The organism is Paenibacillus sp. LK1 (genome assembly GCF_002750415.1).
GTDB classification, from domain to species: domain Bacteria; phylum Bacillota; class Bacilli; order Paenibacillales; family Paenibacillaceae; genus Paenibacillus; species Paenibacillus taichungensis.
In genome coordinates this window covers 1-22,469 of the sequence record NZ_PEII01000018.1, presented here as the reverse complement: position 1 = coordinate 22,469, position 22,469 = coordinate 1, and the positions used below count along the sequence as shown (strand labels likewise).

At 42.3% G+C, this 22,469-nt stretch carries 18 protein-coding genes and 1 pseudogene; 13 read left to right on the top strand and 6 right to left on the bottom strand.

The features are described from left to right. Positions 1 to 137 precede the first annotated feature (137 nt). Both CS562_RS29175 and CS562_RS29170 read left to right on the top strand, forming a co-directional pair. On the top strand, positions 138 to 1,109 hold the full coding sequence (locus tag CS562_RS29175) for an aldo/keto reductase (protein WP_099859076.1): 972 nt from the start codon (positions 138 to 140) through the stop codon (positions 1,107 to 1,109). 418 nt (positions 1,110 to 1,527) lie between these two features. Beyond that, positions 1,528 to 2,013, top strand: a complete 486-nt coding sequence (locus CS562_RS29170; protein WP_306555390.1) for a DUF3888 domain-containing protein — start codon at positions 1,528 to 1,530, stop codon at positions 2,011 to 2,013. Between the two features lie 128 nt (positions 2,014 to 2,141). Here the strand turns inward: CS562_RS29170 and CS562_RS29165 are convergent, their stop codons facing one another. The 3 genes from CS562_RS29165 to CS562_RS29155 all read right to left on the bottom strand — a co-directional run bounded on the left by CS562_RS29165 (position 2,142) and on the right by CS562_RS29155 (position 6,488). Then, a complete protein-coding gene (locus tag CS562_RS29165; protein WP_125477344.1) occupies positions 2,142 to 3,428 on the bottom strand; it encodes a PepSY domain-containing protein in 1,287 nt (428 codons plus the stop codon). A gap of 853 nt (positions 3,429 to 4,281) precedes the next feature. Then, positions 4,282 to 5,661, bottom strand: a complete 1,380-nt coding sequence (locus CS562_RS29160; protein WP_099859074.1) for a sugar phosphate nucleotidyltransferase — start codon at positions 5,659 to 5,661, stop codon at positions 4,282 to 4,284. Between the two features lie 17 nt (positions 5,662 to 5,678). Further along, positions 5,679 to 6,488, bottom strand: coding sequence for a DUF6492 family protein (locus tag CS562_RS29155; RefSeq protein WP_099859073.1), 810 nt, complete (start codon positions 6,486 to 6,488; stop codon positions 5,679 to 5,681). 202 nt (positions 6,489 to 6,690) lie between these two features. Between CS562_RS29155 and CS562_RS29150 the strand changes: the two genes are divergently transcribed. From CS562_RS29150 to CS562_RS29125, 7 genes and pseudogenes are all read left to right on the top strand, one after another. Then, positions 6,691 to 7,455 carry a YheC/YheD family protein gene (locus CS562_RS29150; RefSeq protein WP_257219643.1) on the top strand — a complete coding sequence of 255 codons (765 nt, stop codon included), beginning with the start codon at positions 6,691 to 6,693 and terminating at the stop codon, positions 7,453 to 7,455. Positions 7,456 to 8,022: 567 nt separating this feature from the next. Then, on the top strand, positions 8,023 to 8,145 hold the full coding sequence (locus CS562_RS33615; RefSeq protein ID WP_257219642.1) for a hypothetical protein: 123 nt from the start codon (positions 8,023 to 8,025) through the stop codon (positions 8,143 to 8,145). Between the two features lie 55 nt (positions 8,146 to 8,200). Next, complete coding sequence (locus CS562_RS29145) at positions 8,201 to 9,115, top strand: phosphotransferase (RefSeq protein ID WP_099859071.1); 915 nt, start codon at positions 8,201 to 8,203, stop codon at positions 9,113 to 9,115. Positions 9,116 to 9,758: 643 nt separating this feature from the next. Next, positions 9,759 to 9,872: pseudogene (locus tag CS562_RS33145) on the top strand (methyltransferase domain-containing protein); the annotation flags it as partial. Between the two features lie 149 nt (positions 9,873 to 10,021). Next, complete coding sequence (locus CS562_RS29135) at positions 10,022 to 11,545, top strand: spore germination protein (RefSeq protein WP_099859070.1); 1,524 nt, start codon at positions 10,022 to 10,024, stop codon at positions 11,543 to 11,545. Next, the gene (locus CS562_RS29130) at positions 11,542 to 12,741 is read left to right on the top strand and encodes a Ger(x)C family spore germination protein (RefSeq protein ID WP_099859069.1); all 1,200 of its coding nucleotides are present in this window, start codon (positions 11,542 to 11,544) and stop codon (positions 12,739 to 12,741) included. Before CS562_RS29135 ends, CS562_RS29130 begins: the two co-directional genes overlap by 4 nt. After that, positions 12,728 to 13,831 carry a GerAB/ArcD/ProY family transporter gene (locus tag CS562_RS29125; protein WP_099859068.1) on the top strand — a complete coding sequence of 368 codons (1,104 nt, stop codon included), beginning with the start codon at positions 12,728 to 12,730 and terminating at the stop codon, positions 13,829 to 13,831. Before CS562_RS29130 ends, CS562_RS29125 begins: the two co-directional genes overlap by 14 nt. Positions 13,832 to 14,266: 435 nt before the next feature. Here the strand turns inward: CS562_RS29125 and CS562_RS29115 are convergent, their stop codons facing one another. Beyond that, positions 14,267 to 14,629 (bottom strand): winged helix-turn-helix transcriptional regulator, encoded by a 363-nt coding sequence (locus CS562_RS29115; protein ID WP_076288747.1) that lies wholly within the window; start codon positions 14,627 to 14,629, stop codon positions 14,267 to 14,269. Between the two features lie 209 nt (positions 14,630 to 14,838). On the opposite strand from CS562_RS29115, the gene CS562_RS29110 reads away from it, so the two are divergent. Together CS562_RS29110 and CS562_RS29100 are read left to right on the top strand one after the other, a co-directional pair. Further along, entirely contained in the window at positions 14,839 to 15,498 is a 660-nt protein-coding gene (locus CS562_RS29110; protein WP_099859067.1) for a nitroreductase family protein, read from the top strand. A gap of 855 nt (positions 15,499 to 16,353) precedes the next feature. After that, positions 16,354 to 16,956 carry a DUF7010 family protein gene (locus CS562_RS29100; RefSeq protein WP_099859065.1) on the top strand — a complete coding sequence of 201 codons (603 nt, stop codon included), beginning with the start codon at positions 16,354 to 16,356 and terminating at the stop codon, positions 16,954 to 16,956. A 475-nt stretch (positions 16,957 to 17,431) separates the two neighbouring features. Here the strand turns inward: CS562_RS29100 and CS562_RS29095 are convergent, their stop codons facing one another. Together CS562_RS29095 and CS562_RS29090 are read right to left on the bottom strand one after the other, a co-directional pair. Continuing rightward, entirely contained in the window at positions 17,432 to 18,613 is a 1,182-nt protein-coding gene (locus CS562_RS29095; RefSeq protein ID WP_099859064.1) for a YhgE/Pip domain-containing protein, read from the bottom strand. A gap of 171 nt (positions 18,614 to 18,784) precedes the next feature. Next, positions 18,785 to 19,564, bottom strand: a complete 780-nt coding sequence (locus CS562_RS29090; protein ID WP_099859063.1) for a nuclear transport factor 2 family protein — start codon at positions 19,562 to 19,564, stop codon at positions 18,785 to 18,787. Positions 19,565 to 19,759: 195 nt separating this feature from the next. Between CS562_RS29090 and CS562_RS29085 the strand changes: the two genes are divergently transcribed. Together CS562_RS29085 and CS562_RS29075 are read left to right on the top strand one after the other, a co-directional pair. Next, positions 19,760 to 20,365: a TetR/AcrR family transcriptional regulator gene (locus CS562_RS29085; RefSeq protein WP_099859061.1), complete on the top strand. Its 606-nt coding sequence runs from the start codon at positions 19,760 to 19,762 to the stop codon at positions 20,363 to 20,365. Between the two features lie 1,033 nt (positions 20,366 to 21,398). Beyond that, complete coding sequence (locus CS562_RS29075) at positions 21,399 to 22,151, top strand: SDR family NAD(P)-dependent oxidoreductase (protein ID WP_099859060.1); 753 nt, start codon at positions 21,399 to 21,401, stop codon at positions 22,149 to 22,151. Positions 22,152 to 22,469: the final 318 nt, after the last annotated feature.

Sequence of the window (22,469 nt, the reverse complement as noted above, 5' to 3'; positions counted from 1 at the left end):
CATCAAATAACGAAAGATCTCGCGTCACAAGGATTTACCGTGCTCATCAACGTTCTCAAATGAGAAACGCCAGCGAGTTAATCTCTAGTACTGACTCACTAGCGTAACGCCTACAAATATAAGGAGTGTGTTATTAAATGGAATATGTGAAACTGGGACAAAGCGGCTTGGATGTTTCGAAGTTAAGTCTTGGAACCATGAGCTTCGGCGTACCTGAACGGGGCAATACTCCATGGTCATTGGATGAAGAGGACAGCAGACCGATCATTAAAGAAGCAATCGAAATGGGCATTAATTTTTTTAGTACTGCTAACATGTATTCGGACGGAACAAGCGAAGAAATTCTTGGACGTGCATTAAAGGATTTCGCCCACCGTGATGAAATCGTCATTGCTACAAAGGTATTTGTTCCGATGCGCAAAGGTCCGAATGCAATGGGGCTTTCCCGTAAAACCATCATGACCGAAATTGATAACAGTCTAAAACGGCTTGGAACGGACTACGTCGATTTGTACCAGATCCATAGGTGGGATCCTAATACACCAATCGAGGAGACAATGGAGGCTCTTCACGATTTAGTTAAGGCGGGAAAGGTTAGATATATCGGAGCATCCTCCATGTTGGCATGGCAATTTGCGAAAGCGCAGCATGTCGCGGAGCGCAATGGCTGGACTAGTTTCGTTTCCATGGAAAATAGACTTAACTTGCTTTATCGTGAAGAAGAAAGAGAAATGCTCCCCCTTTGCAAAGATGAGGGCGTTGGCATTACTCCTTACCTGCCTTTGGCGGCAGGCCGGTTAACCCGGGACTGGAATGAGCAGACCTTGCGATCCGAGAATGACCAAATAGCAAAAGCGTTGTTTATTAAAACGGAAGAAGCTGATCGCAAAGTTGCTGAAAGAGTAGCGGAGGTTGCCGCTAACCGAGGGATTCCGCGCGCGCAAGTTGCTCTTGCATGGTTGCTGCAAAAGGAAGAGGTCACAGCACCAATAATCGGTTCGACCAAAATCAGCCATCTCGAAGATGCGGTTTCAGCGTTATCGGTTAAATTAACGTCTGAAGAAATTAGCCGTTTAGAAGAACTTTATATACCACATGCATTAGTATAAATTGGACACATATCCTTTACTAAGATACCGATTTGTATCGATATCCTCACCAACATCGATTCTATAAGCTAAAACTTTTGCATAAACTCTTCTTGGATGCGAACCTTGAAGAGTTTATTCGCTTTTTCGATGTGACAAGCAGCTGAAGACATTTGGGAGCCGACTAAAAAAAGGTAAACCTGATTTCAGGCATACCTTATAGGCAAAATGGCGGGGAACTTTCATGAACAACCCCTAATCTATTGAACATGGATTGATGATCGATAGCGATAGGGTATCAGTCTAATTACATTGCGAAGCACGCGATTATCCTAACACAGGGATAAATGCGTGCTTTTTTGTTTTTATTTGTAGTCACTCAGGAGGTAGCAGGAAACGTAATGATAGTTCAATTCAACAAAGAAAGCGGCTGATCAATATGGTCGGCTGCTTTTTTTCAACTAACGGGCAGGATAGCAAAATAAATTCTCTTCATTTGGTGAAAACTACCTTTAAAATGCTGAGGATGAGGGTTTTAGAAATGAAAAGATGTATCGGATCACTGCTAACAGTCATCATTTTCTTTGTGACAATACAGCCCGTTTGTGCAAAGCCAAACGATGAACCATTGAAACGGCTTGTACTTACTTTGTTAGCTCCAAAAATACAGGAACAGATTAACCAATACTATACAAGTAAATTAACTGTATCACCTACGTTTGCGCCTTTTTTGAATGGAACTGATGTAGACGTTAAATATCATTCTTCGCATATTGATGTTCAGGTTAAAACAATCCCGTACGTAGGACCTCATTTGGATGTTGGACTCGACTCGATGAGGTTTAGTATAGATAACTCCGGATCAGTAGTGGTTCTTGAGTATAAGCACATTAGGGATTATGACTTGCCTACTCTAAGAAGGTAACCGATTCTCATTTTTTGTTGGGCTCTCGGTGACATAAGTAAGTAACAATGAAGGTGAGCCAAGATTGACACGCAAAATTAAAGCAGCCCGCAGCAAAGGTATTCGTGGGGCTGCCTTTTCAATTGTGATTATAAGTTGTAATTAATGCCTTCGCCAGCGCCTGTGCGGGCATTTATGTATACATGAGAAACGCCTTCAATTCCAGTGACGGGAAATGCATATACGAGCTTGTCGTTGCGGAGCTCCAGCTTTGGCTTACCCGAAACGTTAACTTTTGGACCAAGCTTCGCTGAGGCTTGCTCCGCTGTAAGCTTCGGGTGAATGGGGAAGGTTTTATTGTAATAGGTAAAATACTTAGACGCATCGAAGCGCTTTAACGCACCGGTACGGCGATCAAATTGCCATACGACTTTCATCTGTGGAATGGAAACTTGCTCCCGGACCGGAATATACGTGAGATAAATGGAGGTTTCTTTTATCTCTTTCGCTACTAATGTCAGACGTTCGCCAGACCAGCGAGCCATCCAGGTATCCGCAACCGCGACAACCTGCTTTAAGTCCATAGATTGCTCTACATCTCCTTTTTCGGAGATCAAGCCCTTGCGTCTCACTTGGAGCACGTGTCCGCTTTTACTCAGTGTTGCAATATAGGAGCTGGTTGGTTTCCCATCGGTGTCCGATAAATTGAAATCCATGACTTCTCCGAACTCGGGGCCGATTCCGCCGGAGGACATGTGGACGATTTGCTTACCTACTCCTTTATTCCAAGCCTCGCCCATGAAAATTTTCGCTTTGGCCGCAAGCTCCGTAGCCTTATACGTGGTTTCCCCGGCAAACACGGTTCCTGGCTTCAGAGGTATGTAAGGATTCTGGTTGTACAGGAACTCGTTAAAGGCTTTATTGCCGGACGTAAAGACCGAGTCGAGTTGAGACAAAGCCTCTTCCATTTCGGTCGAAATCTGTTGTATATCTGATAAAGAGGAATCAACAGCTTTCTTCCTCATCTGCTCTAGATACGGTAGAGCGATCCTCGCGAACGTTCTCAAGCGTTGAATTTGTTCTAATTGATCTGGGTTGAGCGACATTCCCTTCTCGCTGGCAGGATAGGCCAAGTAGCGGCTGCCGTCCGTGATAAATGACTCATACGAGGACCGAGATGGAAAGTTCATTGTAACGGATCCGATCCTTACATATTCCAAGATAAAATTGGCATGTTCAATTGCAGATTGAAGTGCTGCTTGCCGATCCGCAATCGTAGATGCCGCAAGAGCTTCCGCAAGCGCATAGTCGAAATCGCGCAGGTAGATCGCTTGCATATGCGACCAGTATTGCGTATTGCGCTGTTGTTGCTGCTTCCATTGTCGATTATCCTGATGCTCGGTATAACTGAAATACGCGCCTGCTAATGTCGTCACGCAAAGCAGGCCGATGATGGATTTGGTAAGAACGTTCATGTCAATTAAAACTCCCGTCTTTGTCTTCATAATGCTTATCCACTTTAACAAAGATGAGAACACAGTTTAATGAGTAAATTTTACCAATATAGATTCCTAGTCCATTGCGCCAACTCTTCATGCATGAGGCTTATGAAATGCAAATTAGAGGTGGGAAATAGTATCATTAAGGCGTTAGGTTCCTATTTTTGAATTATCTCTTCAGGAACGCCTACAGTGACGGCTTCAAGTGTCTCATAGTTAATGAGGAGGAACATAGATAAAAACTTTGCCTACGATCTGCTGAATTGTGGTCTAGGGGGGAGTAACTTATCCCGAAAATAAACGTCTCATTTACTTTACTATCACTACTCAATTAACTTAACTACTTTTTATAACTATCCCATAAGTCAGCGATTTCAAGAAATGGGAAAGTAAATGGGAATCGGTACAAGTTTTTGTCCTCAATTCGACTATTTTCCAAATCCCTAATAAATCTTCAAAGAGCAGTGAGTGAGGATACGTCTTTAAAGCGTCACTTAGATAGTAATGGTATACAAATTGATCTTACTAATTATGAGATGAAATACGGGGCAGGCAATGTTTTTAGCATTTGATCTGGTAAACCTTATAATGATGACAAATAGAGTTTGCTCTGGCGCGTGAGTGATAAACTCTTCAATGTCGAAAAGTACCCTTTCAATATAGTAGTATTGTCGAGGGACAAGAACATATTCCCTAGCACACTGATATTTGGTTTTACCCCATGTTGCGTTTGATAGGCAAAGCAAATAGCCCCCACGAATGGACGGGGCTAAGATTTGAACGGTTCAATTTACACTCCATAGTTATACGAACCTGCACGTTCTACGATTATATTCCAGTCTTCTTCTTCAAAAAGGATATTGTTCTCATCCTCGGGTTCGCCGATCTGTACTTCAAGGCAGACCAACCTGGTTTCAGCGAAAATAGAATAGACGCTCTCCGAGATCATCGCGAACTGAGTGCCCAGAGTCATCTGTGTGACCTGTCCGTTGATAAGCAATTGACCGCTGCCTGCAAGTACCATCCACGCTCTACATCCTGCCCGGTGCCAGTTCAACCCGATATGTTTGCCCGGTAGAACCGTTATGTTTAATATGGTTACAGTTGTACTCTCATCTTCTACCGAACTCTCGATGACACGATAACTGCCCCAGGTTGCTTCACCATACATCGGTTTTAATGGCAAGTTGCCTAATTGCGCTTTAATTTCATTTGAATTATTTTTGTTGGCAATGAGTATGCCGTCCGGACTTGCGGCAGCGATAATACCTGGCACGCCAATGACTTGGATGGGGTAGGGAAGCTCGTTAATAATATAGGAGTCGGAGGAAGAGCCCGAGATTCCACCGTGTCCGATTATATGGGAATCTAACTGTGCGCACAGCGTATCCCAGCTTCCGATATCCTGCCATACTCCCTTATAAGGCAGGACTACGGCCCGCTGAGCCTTTTCTGCAACATGCTTGTCAAAACTGCGTTCAGGCAACGCTTCATACAGGGATGACAATTGATCATAATGAACCGGAAGCCCCATTTTTTTAATATGGGATATCATAAACTCGACGGTGAACGCGTACACACCGCAGTTCCATAGTGCCCCACGTTGTAGCAGAGTTTCAGCAATGGTGGCTTCGGGTTTTTCTATAAATTGTGTTATGGGCGCATAAGCATTACGTTCTTCCCCACCCGGCAGGATGTATCCATACTGTTCTGAAGCATGTGTAGGCCTTGTCCCAATTAAAGCGATATCGGCTTGAGAATGTTTCAAGATGTCCGGTAGTAATTGGAAGTTGCTGAAAAAATCTTCACCTGCGAACACATCAGCTGGCGCGATACAGATCACATCGTCATCTTTGGCCATTCGGAAGGATTGCAGATATAACGTCGCTAAGGCCGCCGCAGTAAAAGTGCCTCGTTTATATGGTTCCCCTATGACTGGTATTTTGCCTTGAGTATGTCGAGCCGTAATATTAGCCTGATCCTGATGTGAAATAATGAGCGTTGAATCCGTCAGGGATGAACTGTCAAGCTGGCGGCATACTCTGCGGATCATGGATTCCCTACCTCCAGCGGGTGATGGAAGTATATCTATGAACAGCTTGGAGCGAAGCTCATTGGATAACGGCCAGAGCCTTTTGCCAGAGCCACCGCACAGCAGTACGATATGCATGGGCTTCCTCCTTAAGCTCAGGGAGCTTTACTATAGATTTTCCGTTTATGAAAGGAAAGAGAACGGTATTTAAGGGCCAGATTACGGATTTGTTGCTCTTTTAACGAAGAAGCGTTCACATTCAGACTTTTATTCATGGAACTTTTAAGGACCATGCTGCCTGGGTTCTTCGTGTACATAAAATTGGCATACGTTTCATACTCGGAGAAACCAAACTGCTTTTTCTTATTGATATTGGAGATGATCGCTTTGTACCATGGCAGTTTATGAACCGCTTCAATTTTCTGTTTCAAGGCAGAGAGTTTAGATTTATCGAAAAGCATATAATGGGTGACAAAAGAGCGGGGACGCGGAGCTTTCATGCCTAACAACTTGCTGTAGGTATTGAAATATTCCGGCTGGCTCCAGTCACGGCAGTAAAATACTGTTTTGCCTTCTACAAGAAATGAATGAGGTTTAATCAGTACGGTATCCGCATCCATGACTAGAAAGTATTTTGCCTTCACAATGGAATCTCCGTTCATTTTGAGCAACTGCTGATATAACCAGCCTGACCGATTCCACCGGGAGGACTGGTAGTGTATCTCGTTTTTGGTTATAGACAGGACGGATCGCTCATTAACAAAAATGCAGTTTTTACGGGAACAAAGTTTTCTGATTTTGGTGCTGACCGGAGAAACAATATATATGCTTCCAATGGGATGTTTTACATAACGGCGAATGTTATCGATGACGAGGGGAAGGGTAGTCAAATCTTTTTCGATCGCTGGTATAAGAACATCAATCTTAGGCGCATTATTCAACCGGATTCCACGCTGGACGGACATCTTCTCAACTCCTTGCACAGATCGTGATGACTTATTATATGGTATGTGTGCAAAAGTGTTTTGGTCAGGGCATGTGCAAATATACATTTTTACGAATAGGGGCTTTTGTTCAGGGTTCCTTTATCGGTATTACATATAATGCATGCAGGATCTTGATCAAACAGCGAGCTTTGATGCGGTTGCTGAAGGGAGAGTTTACGACATGGGAGTTGATAAATTGCAGCCGTTAAGAAGCAAGTGGTTAAAAACAAAATTGATCATTAATAATGAATCAATAAAACCGTATATCCCCGACACACAGAAATATAACAAAACGAATCTGAAATCCATGATCAGCAAATATGGAATGGTCTATGTCAAACCCGAGAGAGGTACTTTCGGGATGGGTGTTATTAAGGCCGAGATGGACAGTCATCAACATTTTGTCTATCAGATAGAGCAAAAACGCCTGACGTTTGACAGCTTTGAATCGTTTTATAGCAGTCTGACTCGTTTGGTGCATAAAAGAAGTTATCTGATTCAGAGAGGAATCCATCTGCTTAAGCACAATAACAGACGTTTCGACATCCGAGTTATGATACAGCTAAGCCCTACCAAACATTGGGAAGCTACCGGAATCATCGGCCGACTGGGTCATCCAAAGAAAATCGTAACCAATTATCATAGTGGTGGAACCCCGATGGATATTCACAAGCTGCTACAATCGCATGCATCCACAAAACGCAGGAATGAACTGGTTCAGGAGATGAATGAGCTTAGCCTGCGCATAGCTCGTCATATGAAAAAAAAGTACCCTTATCTAATGCAAATCGGTGTGGATATCGGCCTTGACCACAGTCTGAAACCCTGGATTATAGAGGTGAATGTCAAACCGGACCCATTTATATTCAATCAATTAAAGGACAAGAAGATGTATCGCAAGGTAATACGATATTACCGCCATGCTGTGCCCAAAAAAACAGACTAACAGATTGGATTTTTCATAGGAATGGATGGAGAAGGTTTCAAGCTCAAGAGTCGCTAATGTGGCTTTAGGGTCTGAATAATGCATTTCATCCCAATTCGATTCCGAAACCTATGATAAAATAGTATATTCGAGAGTGCCAGTAACAGACACAACTCAATGTTCGTTAATTCAGCTGACGTATTGCCGAGATGGTCTTAATGGCTATAGGGTAGATGATATTAATGTTATTGCTTTTTAGAAGCAGATTAAGATAACGAGAAACTTTTGCACAAAAGAAATGTAATCAACAGCAGCCGGTATTCTGGCTGCTGTTTTTAACTAACGTACTGACAATAGGGATTGCTGACGATCCTTTTTTGTATACTTTTATAGACAGTCAAAAAGAATATTCACTAGGCTTTCTTGAAAACTTCAAGTAAGTTAGTAAACCTAACTTATAGATTAAAGATATTATCAGAAATCTCACAACCTTCCAGCAATCTACTGCGTTATATCAGTAGACCTAAAGAAAATAAGATCAGCATTTCCAACACTTTAGGAAAAACATTGAAAAGGAGGTTTCAATCCATGAAAGGAAAAAAATTAGTATCGCTTTTACTTACTGGAGTTGTTGCTGGCTCTATAACAACAAGAAAGCAGCTTATCATTGTGAATGGCTGCTTTTACTCAACTAACGGGCAGTTTGCGTAACTTCCAGGGAATGTAAACATCTAAATAACGTAAGGAACGAGGAGGCAGACAATTCATGGGAGGAACGAATGTATGGGATGCGGAGTGGGAGGTTAACGAAGAGCAGGCGCGGACGCTGATCGGCAGACAATTCCCTCAGCTGTCATCGAAGCAAGTGAAGCGATTGGGCTGGGGCTGGGACAATACGGTTTTTCTCATTGGTGACGAGTACGTGTTCCGGTTTCCAAGAAGATCGATTGCAGTTGGCTCGATTCATATGGAAGGGAAACTGCTGCCGAAGCTGGAGGCATATATGACCATCCCCTATCCAAAACCGTTGTTTTATGGCGAAGCAAGTGACGAATACCCGGCACCATTTCTTGGCTATGCCTACGTGCCAGGAGATTTCCCAATCGGTTTGACGGAAGAACGCCGGGCTTTATCGGCAGAGACGCTGGCGAAATTTTTGCGGAGATTGCATGAGTTTCCGGTGCAGGCGGCGCTAAAGTGCGGAGTTCAACAAGATCATCGAAACTTGACTGACATAGCATCGCGCAAAGTGAAATTGGAGGGCTTTCTATCGAAGGTGGTTGAACACTTGTCGTGGGAGGAGTCCGGTGTGATCGAAGCATATATTAGCAGGCTGCAAAAGGACCGTGTCGAGGCGGTGAATGCACTGCTACATGGGGATCTTCATTTCAAAAATATGCTTGTGAATGAGAACGGGATCGTTTCCGGCATCATTGATTGGGGCGATCTGAGCGTAGGCCATCCGGCTTGCGATTTAAGCGTTGCTTATAGCTTTTTACCACCTTACGCTCGCGGCGTGTTTTTCGAAACGTACGGAGGAGCGGACGAGGAAACGAAGCTGCTGGCGCGGCTGATCGCGGTATACATCCCCATACTGATCTTAATGCAAGCGGTTGATGACGGGAATGAAGCGATTGCGGCAGAGGCAAAATCCAACATCATGCGGGCACTGTCGGATTAGGCTCATTATTTCGTTGCGGCTATGGGGCTATGGCTATCGGCACCATTTTGTCGTTTAAAGGCAGCGATAAGGTACGATCCGCCTTCTCTGATGCCGTTCTTGTCCAGCTACGGCAATAGGTACAAGTTCTTGTCAAAATGTGTCGCGGGACAAGAACATTGTTCCATTCAAAGTCGCTTATTTAGCGGCCTTTTTGTTTTAAGGAACTAGATTCTTGTCCCTTGCTGAGGAAAAGAACATTGTACCATTGCCGAAAAGGACAAGAACATTGTGTCATTTTCGATTAGATAATTATCTAAATAGTTTCATAGCTGGAATTCATGTAGAGTGACTAAAGAAAATAACATAAAATGTCGCGTAAATAGCGTTTTTGTTTAAGGAACCAAGCTTATTTCCAAACTGAGGACTAGGACATCGTGTCATAGTCGATTACACAAATAGGTAATTATAATATGATACCTGCTTCTATAAGCTCGGTATAAAAAGACAATTTGTATAGTCATTGCTCTGCTGGGACTGTTTTCTCATTTTGCAAAACGAAAGGATGCAGACAAATGGGCATCATCTTCTCGGTATCGGCTATGGATTAGTCGCTGCCGGTTTCTATACCGGATTGACCCTGATTAACAAATTTATTCGTGGGCTGGAGATTGGCGCGGCATCGGGAGTGTTCTCGGTACCATTTGCGGAGCGAGGGGCCCGTGTAACCGCCGTAGAGACCTCTCCGCCGCTGATTGAATTGTTGGAAGAAAACATTTTTTTTAATCGGCTAATGTTCCAATACGTTAATCTCGCCGTTTAGTGTTTTCTTTCAGTTAGGTTAGGCATTGGACTTCTCGTATAAATTTACCCATTGTTGGACATATTTAAAAAAACATTCCAGATGACACCTAAGGAGCACCTAGCATGACTACTCAAGATTCCTACTCGAACCAGCAATCATCAGAATCGTTCAAAGATTCAAGTTTTAACTGCGAGGATACAGCATCGTTTGTTCATGCTATACAGGAATACCTGCATAGCCCTCCCGATCTTATTATCCATTCAATGGTTATATCTTCAGATATTCCTTGCCAATGTGTATTTTTTGAGACGCTAACAGATAAGAATAAAATTGAGCATGAGCTGCTCTCATTTTTAGCTGAGAAAAAGGAATTCCAAGAATCCTTCAGTACAGATGAAATTATCGCGGTCCTAAAGGGACGTATTCCTTTCAGCTCAGTATCATCCACAAGTGATTTTAGAGTGTGTATCGACAGCCTCTTAAAAGGTGCCTGCCTCATTATAGTGTCAGGTGCTCCAGAAGTGTTATGGATTAACGTCTCTCAGACCAGTCAGCGCAGTGTTGCAGAGCCTATGACGGAATCAACTGTACGGGGACCACAAGTTGGGTTTACAGAGGAAATGGCAATTAATCTCTCTCTGATCCGCAAGCGAGTCCGAAATGAACATCTTTGCATTCAGGAAGTTACAGCTGGAACAGAGACTGATACAAAAATTTCAATTATTTATATGAATAATTTGGCTTCGAATGAAGTGATAGAGGAGTTTCGCAAGCGTCTTGACGCAATTCATACAGACAGTATTCTGGACAGCGCCTATGTAGAGGAGTGGTTGAAAGAGAAGAGCTATTCTCCATTCTCAACACTGCTCAGTACAGAGAGGCCCGATATTATAACTTCACACCTTCTGGAAGGGGGTGTAGGTGTACTTGTAGACGGGAGTCCAATTGCATTGGTGGGTCCTATTACGTTCTTCCAATTTTTTATCGCACCTGAAGATTACTATCAGAGTCCAGACATTGCAACAATGCTTCGATGGATCCGATTTCTTTCTTTTATGTTGTCAATATTCGTCCCAGCCCTTTACGTGGCCGTCGTATCCTATCAGCAAGAACTACTCCCCCATTCTTTGTTAATCAGCATAGCAGGGCAAAGGGAAGGCGTCCCTTTTCCAGCCTTTGTAGAGGCTATGCTAATGATGATCACATTTGAGGTGCTACGGGAGGCGGGCTTGCGTATGCCACGTATAGCCGGACAAGCGATTTCAATCGTTGGTGCATTGGTACTTGGTCAGGCCGCAGTTACAGCGGGCCTTGTCTCTACGGCAATGGTAATTGTAGTATCGATTACAGCCATCTCCAACTTTGTAGCGCCTTCTTACAGTTTCGGGATTACTCAGCGGATTTTACAATTTTTCTATCTAATTCTTGCGGGAGCAATGGGCCTTTTCGGCGTTTTATGTGCAGTGCTGCTTACCGTCGTGCATCTTGCTTCCATGAATTCTTTCAACGTCCCTTATTTGTCTCCAGTTGCTCCCACCACTCTATCCGACTGGAAAGACATTTTAATCCGTGTGCCACGACCTTGGATGAGGGAATATCCAAAAATGAAAGGGACTAAAAGAAGGAAAAGAAGGAGGGGCCTATGAAATCTGTCTTTCTGAAGCTTATAGTTGGTGGACTCACTATAAGCTGTCTCACTGGCTGCTGGGACCGTGTTGAGATTAATGAACTGGCCGTTGTTGGGCTGGTAGGATCAGAGATGGACAAAAAGACTCACGAGCAAATTGTCTACTACCAGATTGTTAATCCCGAAGCCTTTTCTTCAAGCTCAGCAAGTGGTGGATCTCCTGTATTCACTTATACATTTCGTAGTCAGACCAAAGGAGCAATTGGTCAAAAGTCAAGTTATATGCTGCCTCGAAAACTTTTTACGGATCATTATCAGTCTCACATCGTCACTGAAGCCTATGCCAAAGAAGGTATGCGCTCTTTTCTTAACTATTATGAGCGTCAGTTCAACAGGCGATCCAGCCTATATCTGTTCATCACTGATTCTCCCCTATCTGAGGTTATGAAGACATATACTCCGCTTGAGAAACTTCCCGGGCGGCTTTTACGATCTCTGATTAGCAATACACATAAGGCTACCGGTCAAATTAGCTTGAAATCCCGTGTAAAGGATTTGGTCGAGAACTTGGATTCTTCTAAAGTAACGGTTTTGCCTATCGTCAGTTTAAAAGGAGCAAAAACACCAGACCATACCACGGGCAGTTTCGAAAACATTGATGTTAGCGAGAGCAACCTGATCCTTACCGGTGCTGCGCTGTTTAATAAAGACCGAATGGTGGGGAAAATTACCTTGTGGGAAAATGGTTATTACAATATGTTGAAAGGTGAGACGGATACTTTTTTTCAGTCCATCGACTTAAAAGGCAGTTTTGTAGATTTGTATGCTAATAAAGTCAAGACTAAGCAGCATTTGTCGCTAGTTAACGGGGAACCTGTATTGAATATTGAGGTTACCGCCCAACTTGCCATTCGGAATAATAATCAGAGAGAAAAACTTGATTGGGACAATGTCTCTCAAATTTCAAACCAATTTAATCAACAGATTATTGAGAATTCCCATAATCTTTATAAGAAAGCGATCAGAAACAAATGGGATATGTTCGGACTCGGAGATATGATCAAATATAAACGGGGGCGAGCATGGAATTTTCTTCAGAAGCAAAGTGAGGCTTGGACTCAAACCAAGCTGCAATTAACCGTCAGGAGTACAATTAATGATGTTGGCGAAATCATCGATCCGTTTAAGGAGGGTGAAGGGAATGGGACAGAGTAAAATTACGGTTTGGCAATTTTTTGTTCTGACTTTAACTTTTTTAATCGGAACGTCATTTTTTTTTACCCCTGGTGGGTTAATTAATGTTGCCAAGCAAGATGCTTGGATCGTTCCGCTTTGGGCGGGAACTTCCACTATTTTAGTGTCCCTAATATGGTTAGAACTCTCCAAGCAATATCAAGGTCTATCGATTATCCAGATTTGTATTAAAGTAGCGGGAAAGAAGCTGGGAAGTCTGCTAGCATTGATGTATATCTCCTACTTTATTCAATTAGCAGTATTTGTTACTCGTAATATGGGTGATTTCATGAAACAAGCAATGATGCCCATGTCACCTATAACCGTGTTTCATCTCATGTTTCTCGTTATAAGTGGATATGCCGTATACAAAGGCATCGACACCATAGCTCGATCTTCAGAGTTATTATTTATCATTATGGGGGTAACGTTTATCTTCATAGTCTGTTTGGGATTGACTCAATGGGATTCAGGGCGATTTCAGGGAATGTTTAGAATGGATCTATGGAAGACGATGAAGGAGACCCGTTCAATCTTTGGCTTCCCATTCCTAGAATCGTTGCTTTTCCTAATGCTGTTTCCTTTCGTTAAAAGTAAATTGAAGAGTAGCTTTATCTTGGCAATTGTAATTGCAACAATTATGCTAAGCTTTTCAACGTTTTTTACGATAGGGGTGCTTGGTGTCACGCGTGCTTCCCATGATACCTATCCGTTGTTTGTCATTGCGCAGGAGATTCATATTGGGTCCTTTTTCGAACATATGGAATCTACGATTGCATTGATCTTGTTAGTAGCTATCTTCATAAAATTATCGATCGCTTATTATTGCTCAGTTCTCGGCATATGCCAACTCTTCCGGATTAAAAATAGATCTTGGATAACGCTTGCGCTCATTTTGCTTATTTCAGGTCTGGCTCTGGGATATGATAATGTAGTGGAGAATATCGAATTCAGCAAAAAATATGATTTTGAATATACGTTAATCTATAGCGTATTCATTCCACTATTGCTTTTAATTGTCACTTGGATACGTAGGAGCAGAAAAAAATCCATGAGGGAGACGACCTCATGATCTGGTTTATTGTGTTTTTTATAACAGTACTGGGGATTTGTCTGTTTATCATGATTAATAAACGTAACGCAAAAAAGGAAATTGTAGTTTTCTTAGTGATTGCCTTATTGGGATTTACTGATTGGATCAGCATTTTTCTGAACAATAAATTCAAACCCACCAAGTTAATCTCCATACTAATGGATTTCGTAGGCTTATAGGATTTAAGTTGAAAGAATTATTTTGGTTGTAATATATTATTCGTATTAATCAAATAAAGGGGATATAGATAGAAAATTGTCGAGGGACAAGAACATAGTCCGATTGCCGATTAGATGCACATCTAAACATTAATCACATGAACTTAATACTGTATTAAGACCATAACGAAGACTTTATTTTCTGATTCCCTAGCTGTTGCCGTTTCATTTTTAAGAGCCAGTCTAAACTATGACTTTACCCAAGCGGGGTTTCGTCATCATTAACGCCTTCCGATGTTCCTCCCCAGGTTTCACCCCATATGCGCATCTCCCGAAGTACAGGTATGTACGCCTTTCCTTTATCTGTTAGCGAATACTCAACAGTAACAGGTGAGGTAGGGAACACCTGACGGTTGATGACTTCATGCCGCTCAAAATGACGCAGGACATCCGTTAAAGACTTGATGCTGACATTGTCTAAATATCTTCGCATCTGATTAAATCGCTGCGGACCCAGACTAAGTAAGGTGAGTACCAAAATAGCCCATTTTCCGCGAACAACCTCCAACGCCTCGCGAATGGAGATGAGACATTGTTCGTCCTCTTTGCTTATATCCACAAAATCATCCCTTACTATAGTATAGTTAGTCTAATTTATAGAGCTATATAAAAATAATGTGTCTACTTTAAAGTATACACTAAATAATTTATAGTAACAATTAAGCTCATTTAACTGCAATGGTTGAATTTGTTTTGAAGGTCGACTACAAATTATTTAGAATATCTTGTGCCAACTTGGGGCAAGGAAATTATGAGGAGGAGAGAAGCATGTCCGTTGAACAATCGTCACAGAAGGTGGAGGCGCAGTTTTTTGATGTTATTCAAGATCGGAGATCTGTAAGGTACTATGATTCCGAAGTAAAGATCTCACGGGACGAAATGAAGGATATATTGCAGCTAGCTACACTGGCTCCTTCTGGCGCCAATCTCCAGCCGTGGAGATTTCTCGTCATCGACTCGCAGGAGCTAAAACAAAAACTGCTTCTGATCGCCAACAGCCAGCAGCAAGTGATTGAGGCTTCAGCTGTCATTGCGATACTCGGAGATTTAGAAGGCTATAAATTGGCCGAGAAAGTATACGGGATGGCGGTCGATGCGGGGTACATGCCTGAAGAGACAGCTAATTCATTCGTGGAGCGATACCAAAGACTGTTCGCGAGTATGCCTCCAGAAAATGTACTCCGAAAAGTATTTATTGATAGTGGACTGGTATCCATGCAGCTAATGCTTGTCGCTCGTGCAAAAGGCTATGATACGGTCCCGATGGGCGGCTTTGACCAAGTAAAATTTGTAGAAGAGTTTGATATTCCGGCGAGATACGCTCCTGTTATGCTTATCGCCATCGGCAAGGCGGTGAAGCCCGGACACCGGACGGTAAGATTACCGATAGAAGATGTCGCTTTCTTTAATGAATTGCCTAAGGATTGATATTAATCATTTATGTAATATAAAAGAAGCTAAAGGATATGAAATGCACCTCCAATTGTTAACCACTACTAACAATTGGAGGTGCATTTTAAGTTTTTTGCGGAGATCAAGAAACTTCGTAATGAGGTGGTACCTGATCCTTATTGATCATTAATGAGGATGTCCCTGGACATTTGCGCTGTGGGGCGGACCACTATTTCACTTACATCCACGCCATTTGGTTGCTCAACTGCGAACGCAATAGCTTTAGCGATAGAGTAGGGGGAGAACCCAATGTTCTGATAAGCTTCGAGTTTGGCTTTCATCTCTGAGTCATTTATGGCGTCCAGGGAATCCAATTGTGTGGATCCAAGGTGAAACGATCGTTACTCGAAGCTTGTTGCTGGCATCTTGAAGCAGGCCCTCAGAAATCGCACGAACGGCAAGCTTTGTCCCCAGACTGGCCTTCGGCTCGCTGAACAGTATGGTGTGGAAGACCTTTAAAAAATTTGATTACACTGTGTATAAATTAACCTTAGCTTCATATGGTCTCAATGTAATAATATTTTGAGTATCAACAAGTACAGTTTCCGACTTGTAGTTGGAAATCAGTATTTATCCAGGTTGAGGAGTATATGGATATTTAGGGTTTGCAAAGACATAAAAAATAGAGCATGCAACTGTAAAGGGGTTGTACGCTTAGTATTTGCATCCTAAACGTACAGGATAGTTCCAATTTAATACGTTAGCCATGTATAGAACCATAGATTAATCTTCACTAAGTGTGGAGAAGCAATTTAACATTGCATTTTCAAAAAGAGAATTTATGGTACATTAAAAGTGGTTAAAATTTGAATTGTAGGAGACATGGTTAGGATGGGATATGTAGTAAAACTGCCGAAAGCTGCTGTCTTTGGAGCTGCAAATGGAGTAATATTCATGACTTTTTTTGGAGCCCTTTGGTCTGCAATTGGTATTATTGGTTCAAATAAACTGGGAGCTCCTTGGCTGCTTGTTCTTTCAGGTATTGTGACATTAACGTTGCTAATCGGAGCTATTTCGCTAATTGGGAAAGCACGTAACGTGAACCATGTCACTACACCGAAAGAGAGGGAAATGAGGAATAAAATTAACCGGAAATTTGGTGTGATCTGTGGTTTAGAAGGTCTGGCAATCTTGATTACAAGTGTGCTTTGTAACTTATTTGATCGCTTTGAAGTCTTTTTCCCGATCATGGCTATCATTGTCGGAGTCCATTTTTTTCCTTTAGCGCGATTGTTTCGAGAGAATTTTTATTATGGTACAGGTATAGTGCTCAGTATTCTAGGCATCATTTCTTTGTTTATACCACTGAATACCACTTTGGGCGATGTATCTCTGATTGCGAGGTCTATTTTTATCGGTTTCGGTTCTGCTTTGACGCTGTGGGTGACAGGTTTAAGGATCTGGATAACCATGCTCAAGCAATTGAAGAAATAGGAAAAGGATATGCTCTGCTGAATCAGTTAACTTCATGGAGTCCACGAGACTCTTTTAGGGTAAAGAAGTCGTATTAAGGCCAGTATTCAATTAACGGGAAACGATAGCTCAATAAGATAAAGCAGCTGATCATCGTGATCGGCTGCTTTTGTTAAGCTCCCTCGAAATGATACAATTTCCTCACACAGGCTCATTGATTACAGCAGTTCTTCCAGCAGAATTGAGTATTACCATTTAAGTAAAAATGAATCGATACTTAATAAATGCTTATGTCCTTATCAGCATGATAGTGCTAAAGGAGAAATTCAATCGATGATATCGTACACACCACAAAGGGTAGGGAACGGTCGAGGGACAAAAACTTGGTATCATTTCGTATTAGGTAATTATCTAAATAGTATCATGAGGGAGAATATCGAACCACACTAACCGAACCAAATACCGACAACACAACTTTGTTTGTTCTTACCATATTTTAATCTCCTGTAACAGAAGTAGGGGGCGCATCTGTAGTTCGACCGGCCTTAAATCCGGAAGCGAGCAGCAGGACCAAAAATCCCACGGCGACGCCCCACAAAACGAAGGCGTTTGAGCCGACCGCGTCCAGTCCTCCGAAGTACATCACTTCCCGCAGCCCTTCTGCCGTGAACCGCAGTGGCGTCCACGAATAGATCCAATCTCGCGTTGTCTGCGACAAGAACTCCGGAGCCATGTTCAGCAGCGGCATGGAGAAGAACATCAGCAGTACGAGCAGAGGCATAGCCGGAAATCCGATCCAATTGAGTAATGAAGATTGCAACAAGAAGAACGCCGATCCAGCCAACCATAAGAAGAACCAAGTCTCCCTCGCGTTCGCTAGTTCCATGCCGTACCACGACAAAGCCATCCATACGGTGAAGCCTGACGCTATACCAACGGTCGCAAGTCCCACGATAGCTTGCAGCGCACTTACTGTCCATCTCCTTGAACCCGCGGCGACTGCCTTCTGGCTAGCCAGGAACAAAACTATCCCGGTCACCAGACTGCCGATCCACATGATCTGGGTCAACAAACCTGGCGCATTCCCCGACGCATTATTCACTCCCGGTGGATGCACGACGTCCTCCTGAACGGTCACCGGTGTCATTAAAGCTGTTGCCGAGTCAACAGGAATTTGCTCCGTTTGCTGCCCGATCTGCTCAAGCAGCAGCAGCAACAGTTCCTCGCTTATCATTTGCATCGCTTGCCTCATGGCCTGTCTTACGACCAACGAGGCTTGGCTGTTCATCCCTTCGTTGGCGATGATCTTCACATTAGGATGAATCGGTGAGGGAGTTGCTAACGAGAGTAAACCGCTGCTCAAATCCGCCGGAATCACTATCACTCCGTAATATTCGCGTTTATCCAATCCTTCCCGAGCCGTTTCCTCTGAATCCACGATATGCCATACGAACGGCATTGCCGGGTCTGACACCAACTTTTCCCGAATCATTTCCCCAACCGAAATCGTTCCTCCAGTCGACAGATCCGCCGGCCGGTCAAGGATAACGAGGGCAACTGGAAGCTCCTTGGGCTTCGATCCCATCACCGATCCCATCATCGCTACCCCGAATACGGTCAGCACGATCAGGACGAGCACTAATCCGATCCACATCATTTTTTGTGTCAATATTTTCATGATTCTCTTCCCCTCATCACTTCATTGCATTGAACAAAAATAGCGTTGCTGAAGCAACGCTCCTGTATCCATTGGACTTTAAAATTTTCCATTAAAGTACATTCGTGAAGCGAAAGACATCACCGTAAATAAATTTGGCGATGTCTTTCTTGCGATTCAGCTACACAAACTTCAAAATCTACTGTTCGTATTTTTTCGTTTTTCTTCCGGTAGAATGGCCTCGATAACGTCCCAATGCTCAGCGATCTTTCCATCCTGTACGCGGAACAAATCGTAGAAAGCAGTATGTTGACCATCAAATTGACCTTCGCTCACGGTAAGAACAAAATCGCCTTGCCCGATAACTTGATGGACATGAGTATATTGAAACTCAACTTTTTTCTCCTTCAGAGCCTGCAAAGCAGCGTGAAGACCAGAAAGGCCGTCTGCAATATGAGGACTATGCTGAATGTAGGTATCTCCATCAAAGTAAGAGGCAAGCAGATCAGGGTTCTTTCCGAGCAAGATGTTTTCAACATAGCTTTTGACAAATGCTTTGTTGGCCTCCGTCTTGTCGATATCCTTAATCGTAACCGGTCCGTCAATCATTGTATGATTGCTTGGTGTCTTTTCCACCATCTCTTGCAAATTGTCCCAATGTTCAATGATTAGCCCATTCTCAAAACGGAAGATATCAAATACGATTTTAGGGCCGTGAAAATGATATACAGAATGAAGAGCCACATAATTTCCGTCAACTAAAGCCCGCTTAATGCTTACCTTTGTACCAATTTCCTTTAAATGATCAAGAGCACCAAGCATGGTTTCAGGACCATCGAGTAAGGCCTGGTTGTGCTGAATATATTGATCTGGATGAACGTAAGCCGTAATCGCTTCGGGATTGCCGCTTTCAAAACTTTCCAGCACGGCGACTGTCTTACGAACAAGCTCATTTTGATGGTTGAATTTCATTAGTAAATCCTCCTTGGAATTTTTTTGGTCATTAGATAAATAATGAACAAAACGTTGTTTATTTATCTGATGCTTATTATAATAATGGTTAATATAACGCTCAATATTCAATATTTTTAGCTATGATGGATAACAGACAACTTCATTAAACTTTGTCGCTTAACGACCTAAATAAATTTAGGGGGAACGAATACAATGAATAAAAAAACCGACTTAAGAATACTGCGCACGAAACAATCGATTCGAAAGGCGTTTTATGAGCTTATTCAGGAAAAAGGATACGAGGCGATTACGATCCAGGATATTGCCGATCGGGCTATGATCAATCGAAATACTTTTTATCTCCACTACCAAAACAAGCCTGATTTATTAGATACATGCATGAATGAACTGTTAAGCGATTTAAAGGATGCAGTCGTTCTTTGTCCGATCACCATGAATCTTTTCAGCATTTCTCTACTCGAGACAGTCACGCAAACTGTACTGGAGCATATTTCCCTAAGTATGACCTTTTACCGTTCCATGTTAATTGAAGAGAATCGAATCTATCAGTTTCAAGCGAAAATGGAGAATATCATTAATGATAAATTAATTGAGGGGTGGAAACCTGCTAAGGAAAACTCCACACTAGCGATATCCAAGGAATTGCTGATCGAATACCTCGGATCGGCTTTCATGGGCATTGTAATTTGGTGGATTAAAAACGATAAACCCCTTCCTGCAGATGAAGTTTCATCTCAGTTTAGTAAAATTGTTGCCTATGGGCACTTAAGAGCTGCCGGCATCGCCGTAGAGGAATAAAATTAGCGAGAGTAGAGGGAGCACAGGCACTAATAAAGGGTGTAAACGAAAAGCCAACGACGATTTGGTTGGTCATGCTGTCTCAGCCGACCACCCCGATATTGAAATCAAGAACAATTACTGGATACCGTCTAAGCGTTGTTGAATAACGCTTTAGCGGTATTTTCATATTCATGGAGAACATTGCGTTTTTTTAGACGGTTACGAATATCAATAAATTTAAAAGGATGCCAATACGTTAATTTCGCGTTTGGCATCCTTTGTTTTTTACTTAATAGTAGAGGCTTATTGCATCATGGTATTTTTGTTAAAATGAGAACTACTCATTTCAATAAGAGTATTATTATTAACCCATGTTAGCGTGCCAGCATGATTATTTCTAAATGGGCTATAATGGTTGAAACGGTTAAGAACTTGGTCAATGTTAATGAGAATCTTTATCTGTTTAACTAAGCTAACTGGCAAGTTAGCGTAACAATGGTAAACGTTATAATCTATATAAAATGACCTTAACCACTTAAACATATGATGAGAGGTTAAACGCTGGCGGCTAGGTATTAAAGAATAACAATTTGGGACTGAAAATAGCTGTTGTAGATCGTAGAACTAACGGCTAAAAAATTTGGTTTTCCTTGATGGAGCTACTACGAGTCAGATCTTTGGAAGAGCAAGTGAATTAGACTTAGAGTTGTGCAGCACGGAGTATAGCTCTATACAACGAAGAACTATAATGGATAGAAAATTTTATATTCCCATTTCATTTTCTATGGTTAGATAAACAAGAGTAAAAAATTATGTACTGATTTTTTACCGATTAAATAGTTGTTAAGGTTGTCAATAAACAATGTAACGCAATCAGGAAACTATAGCGTAACAAAAAATGGAGGATTCTGCGGGCGGATGTTGCTCCATTTTTTTGTTAAACTAAAGGGCAGTAATCTTGAAATAAAGGCAAGGTAAATGTTCCATCCCACGCTTGATGCATAATAATATCCAAAAATATTAAAAAGAATACAGTCGGGAGGTAGAGATTGTGCAAGATTTACAAGGGAAAATTGTTCTCATTACGGGAGCCAGTTCTGGAATTGGTCGGGCGACGGCGCAATTAATGGCTTCTAGAGGGGCAAACGTTGTCATCAACTACAATACAAACAAAAAGGGAGCAACAGAAACAGTTACTGCGATTCGAGAATTGGGTGGTGAATGTATAGCTGTCCAAGCAGATGTTACTAAGAAAGACCAAGTTGAGGTAATGGTTCAAGAGGTTGTTTCGATTTATGGAGCCGTTCATGTATTGGTAAATAACGCTGGTGGAGGCATTAAACAGAGCACATTCATGGATATGACCGAGGAACTTTGGGACGATACCTATGCGTTGAATGTAAAAAGTATCCTTCTATGTTCACAGGCGGTATTAAAAGACATGCTTTCACGAAAAAGTGGTAAAATTATTAATCTTTCTTCGGCAGCGGCTCGTATTGGAGGTTCGGGCGAAAGTATCCACTACGCCTCAACAAAAGGTGCAGTAAACACGATGACAGTTGGAATGTCTAGGGAGTTTATTGAATATGGGATTATTGTAAATGGAGTCGCCCCCGGAATTGTTGAAACACCATTTCATGATAAGTTTGCCCCTGAAGATAACCGCCTCGAACGATTAGTAGCATCCGTCCCAATGAAACGTGCTGCAACTCCACTGGAAATAGCAGAAGTCATCTGCTTCCTCGCATCAGATGTAGCAAATTATATTTTAGGGGAAATCATTACCGTAAGTGGTGGTAGATGAGTGAAAAGAACTTGTACCTATTGCCGGAATGGACAAGAACATAGTCCGATTGCCGATTAGATGTACATCTAAGCATTAATTACTTGTACTTAAAGCTTTATTAAGTACCATAATACATGAAAATGTTCACATTGTTATGTGACAACTGACAAGATGAGAGGTTAAACACGGTTGCTCGGTATTAAAAAGGCGAAATATCGGACTGAAAATAGCTGCTGAGGACTAGAACATGTTCCTGTTGCCGATTAGGCGTGTATCTAATGGTCATCTTGCCCTTCAATTCATTAAACTAAGGCAGGTTACACTAACGGTAGAGCG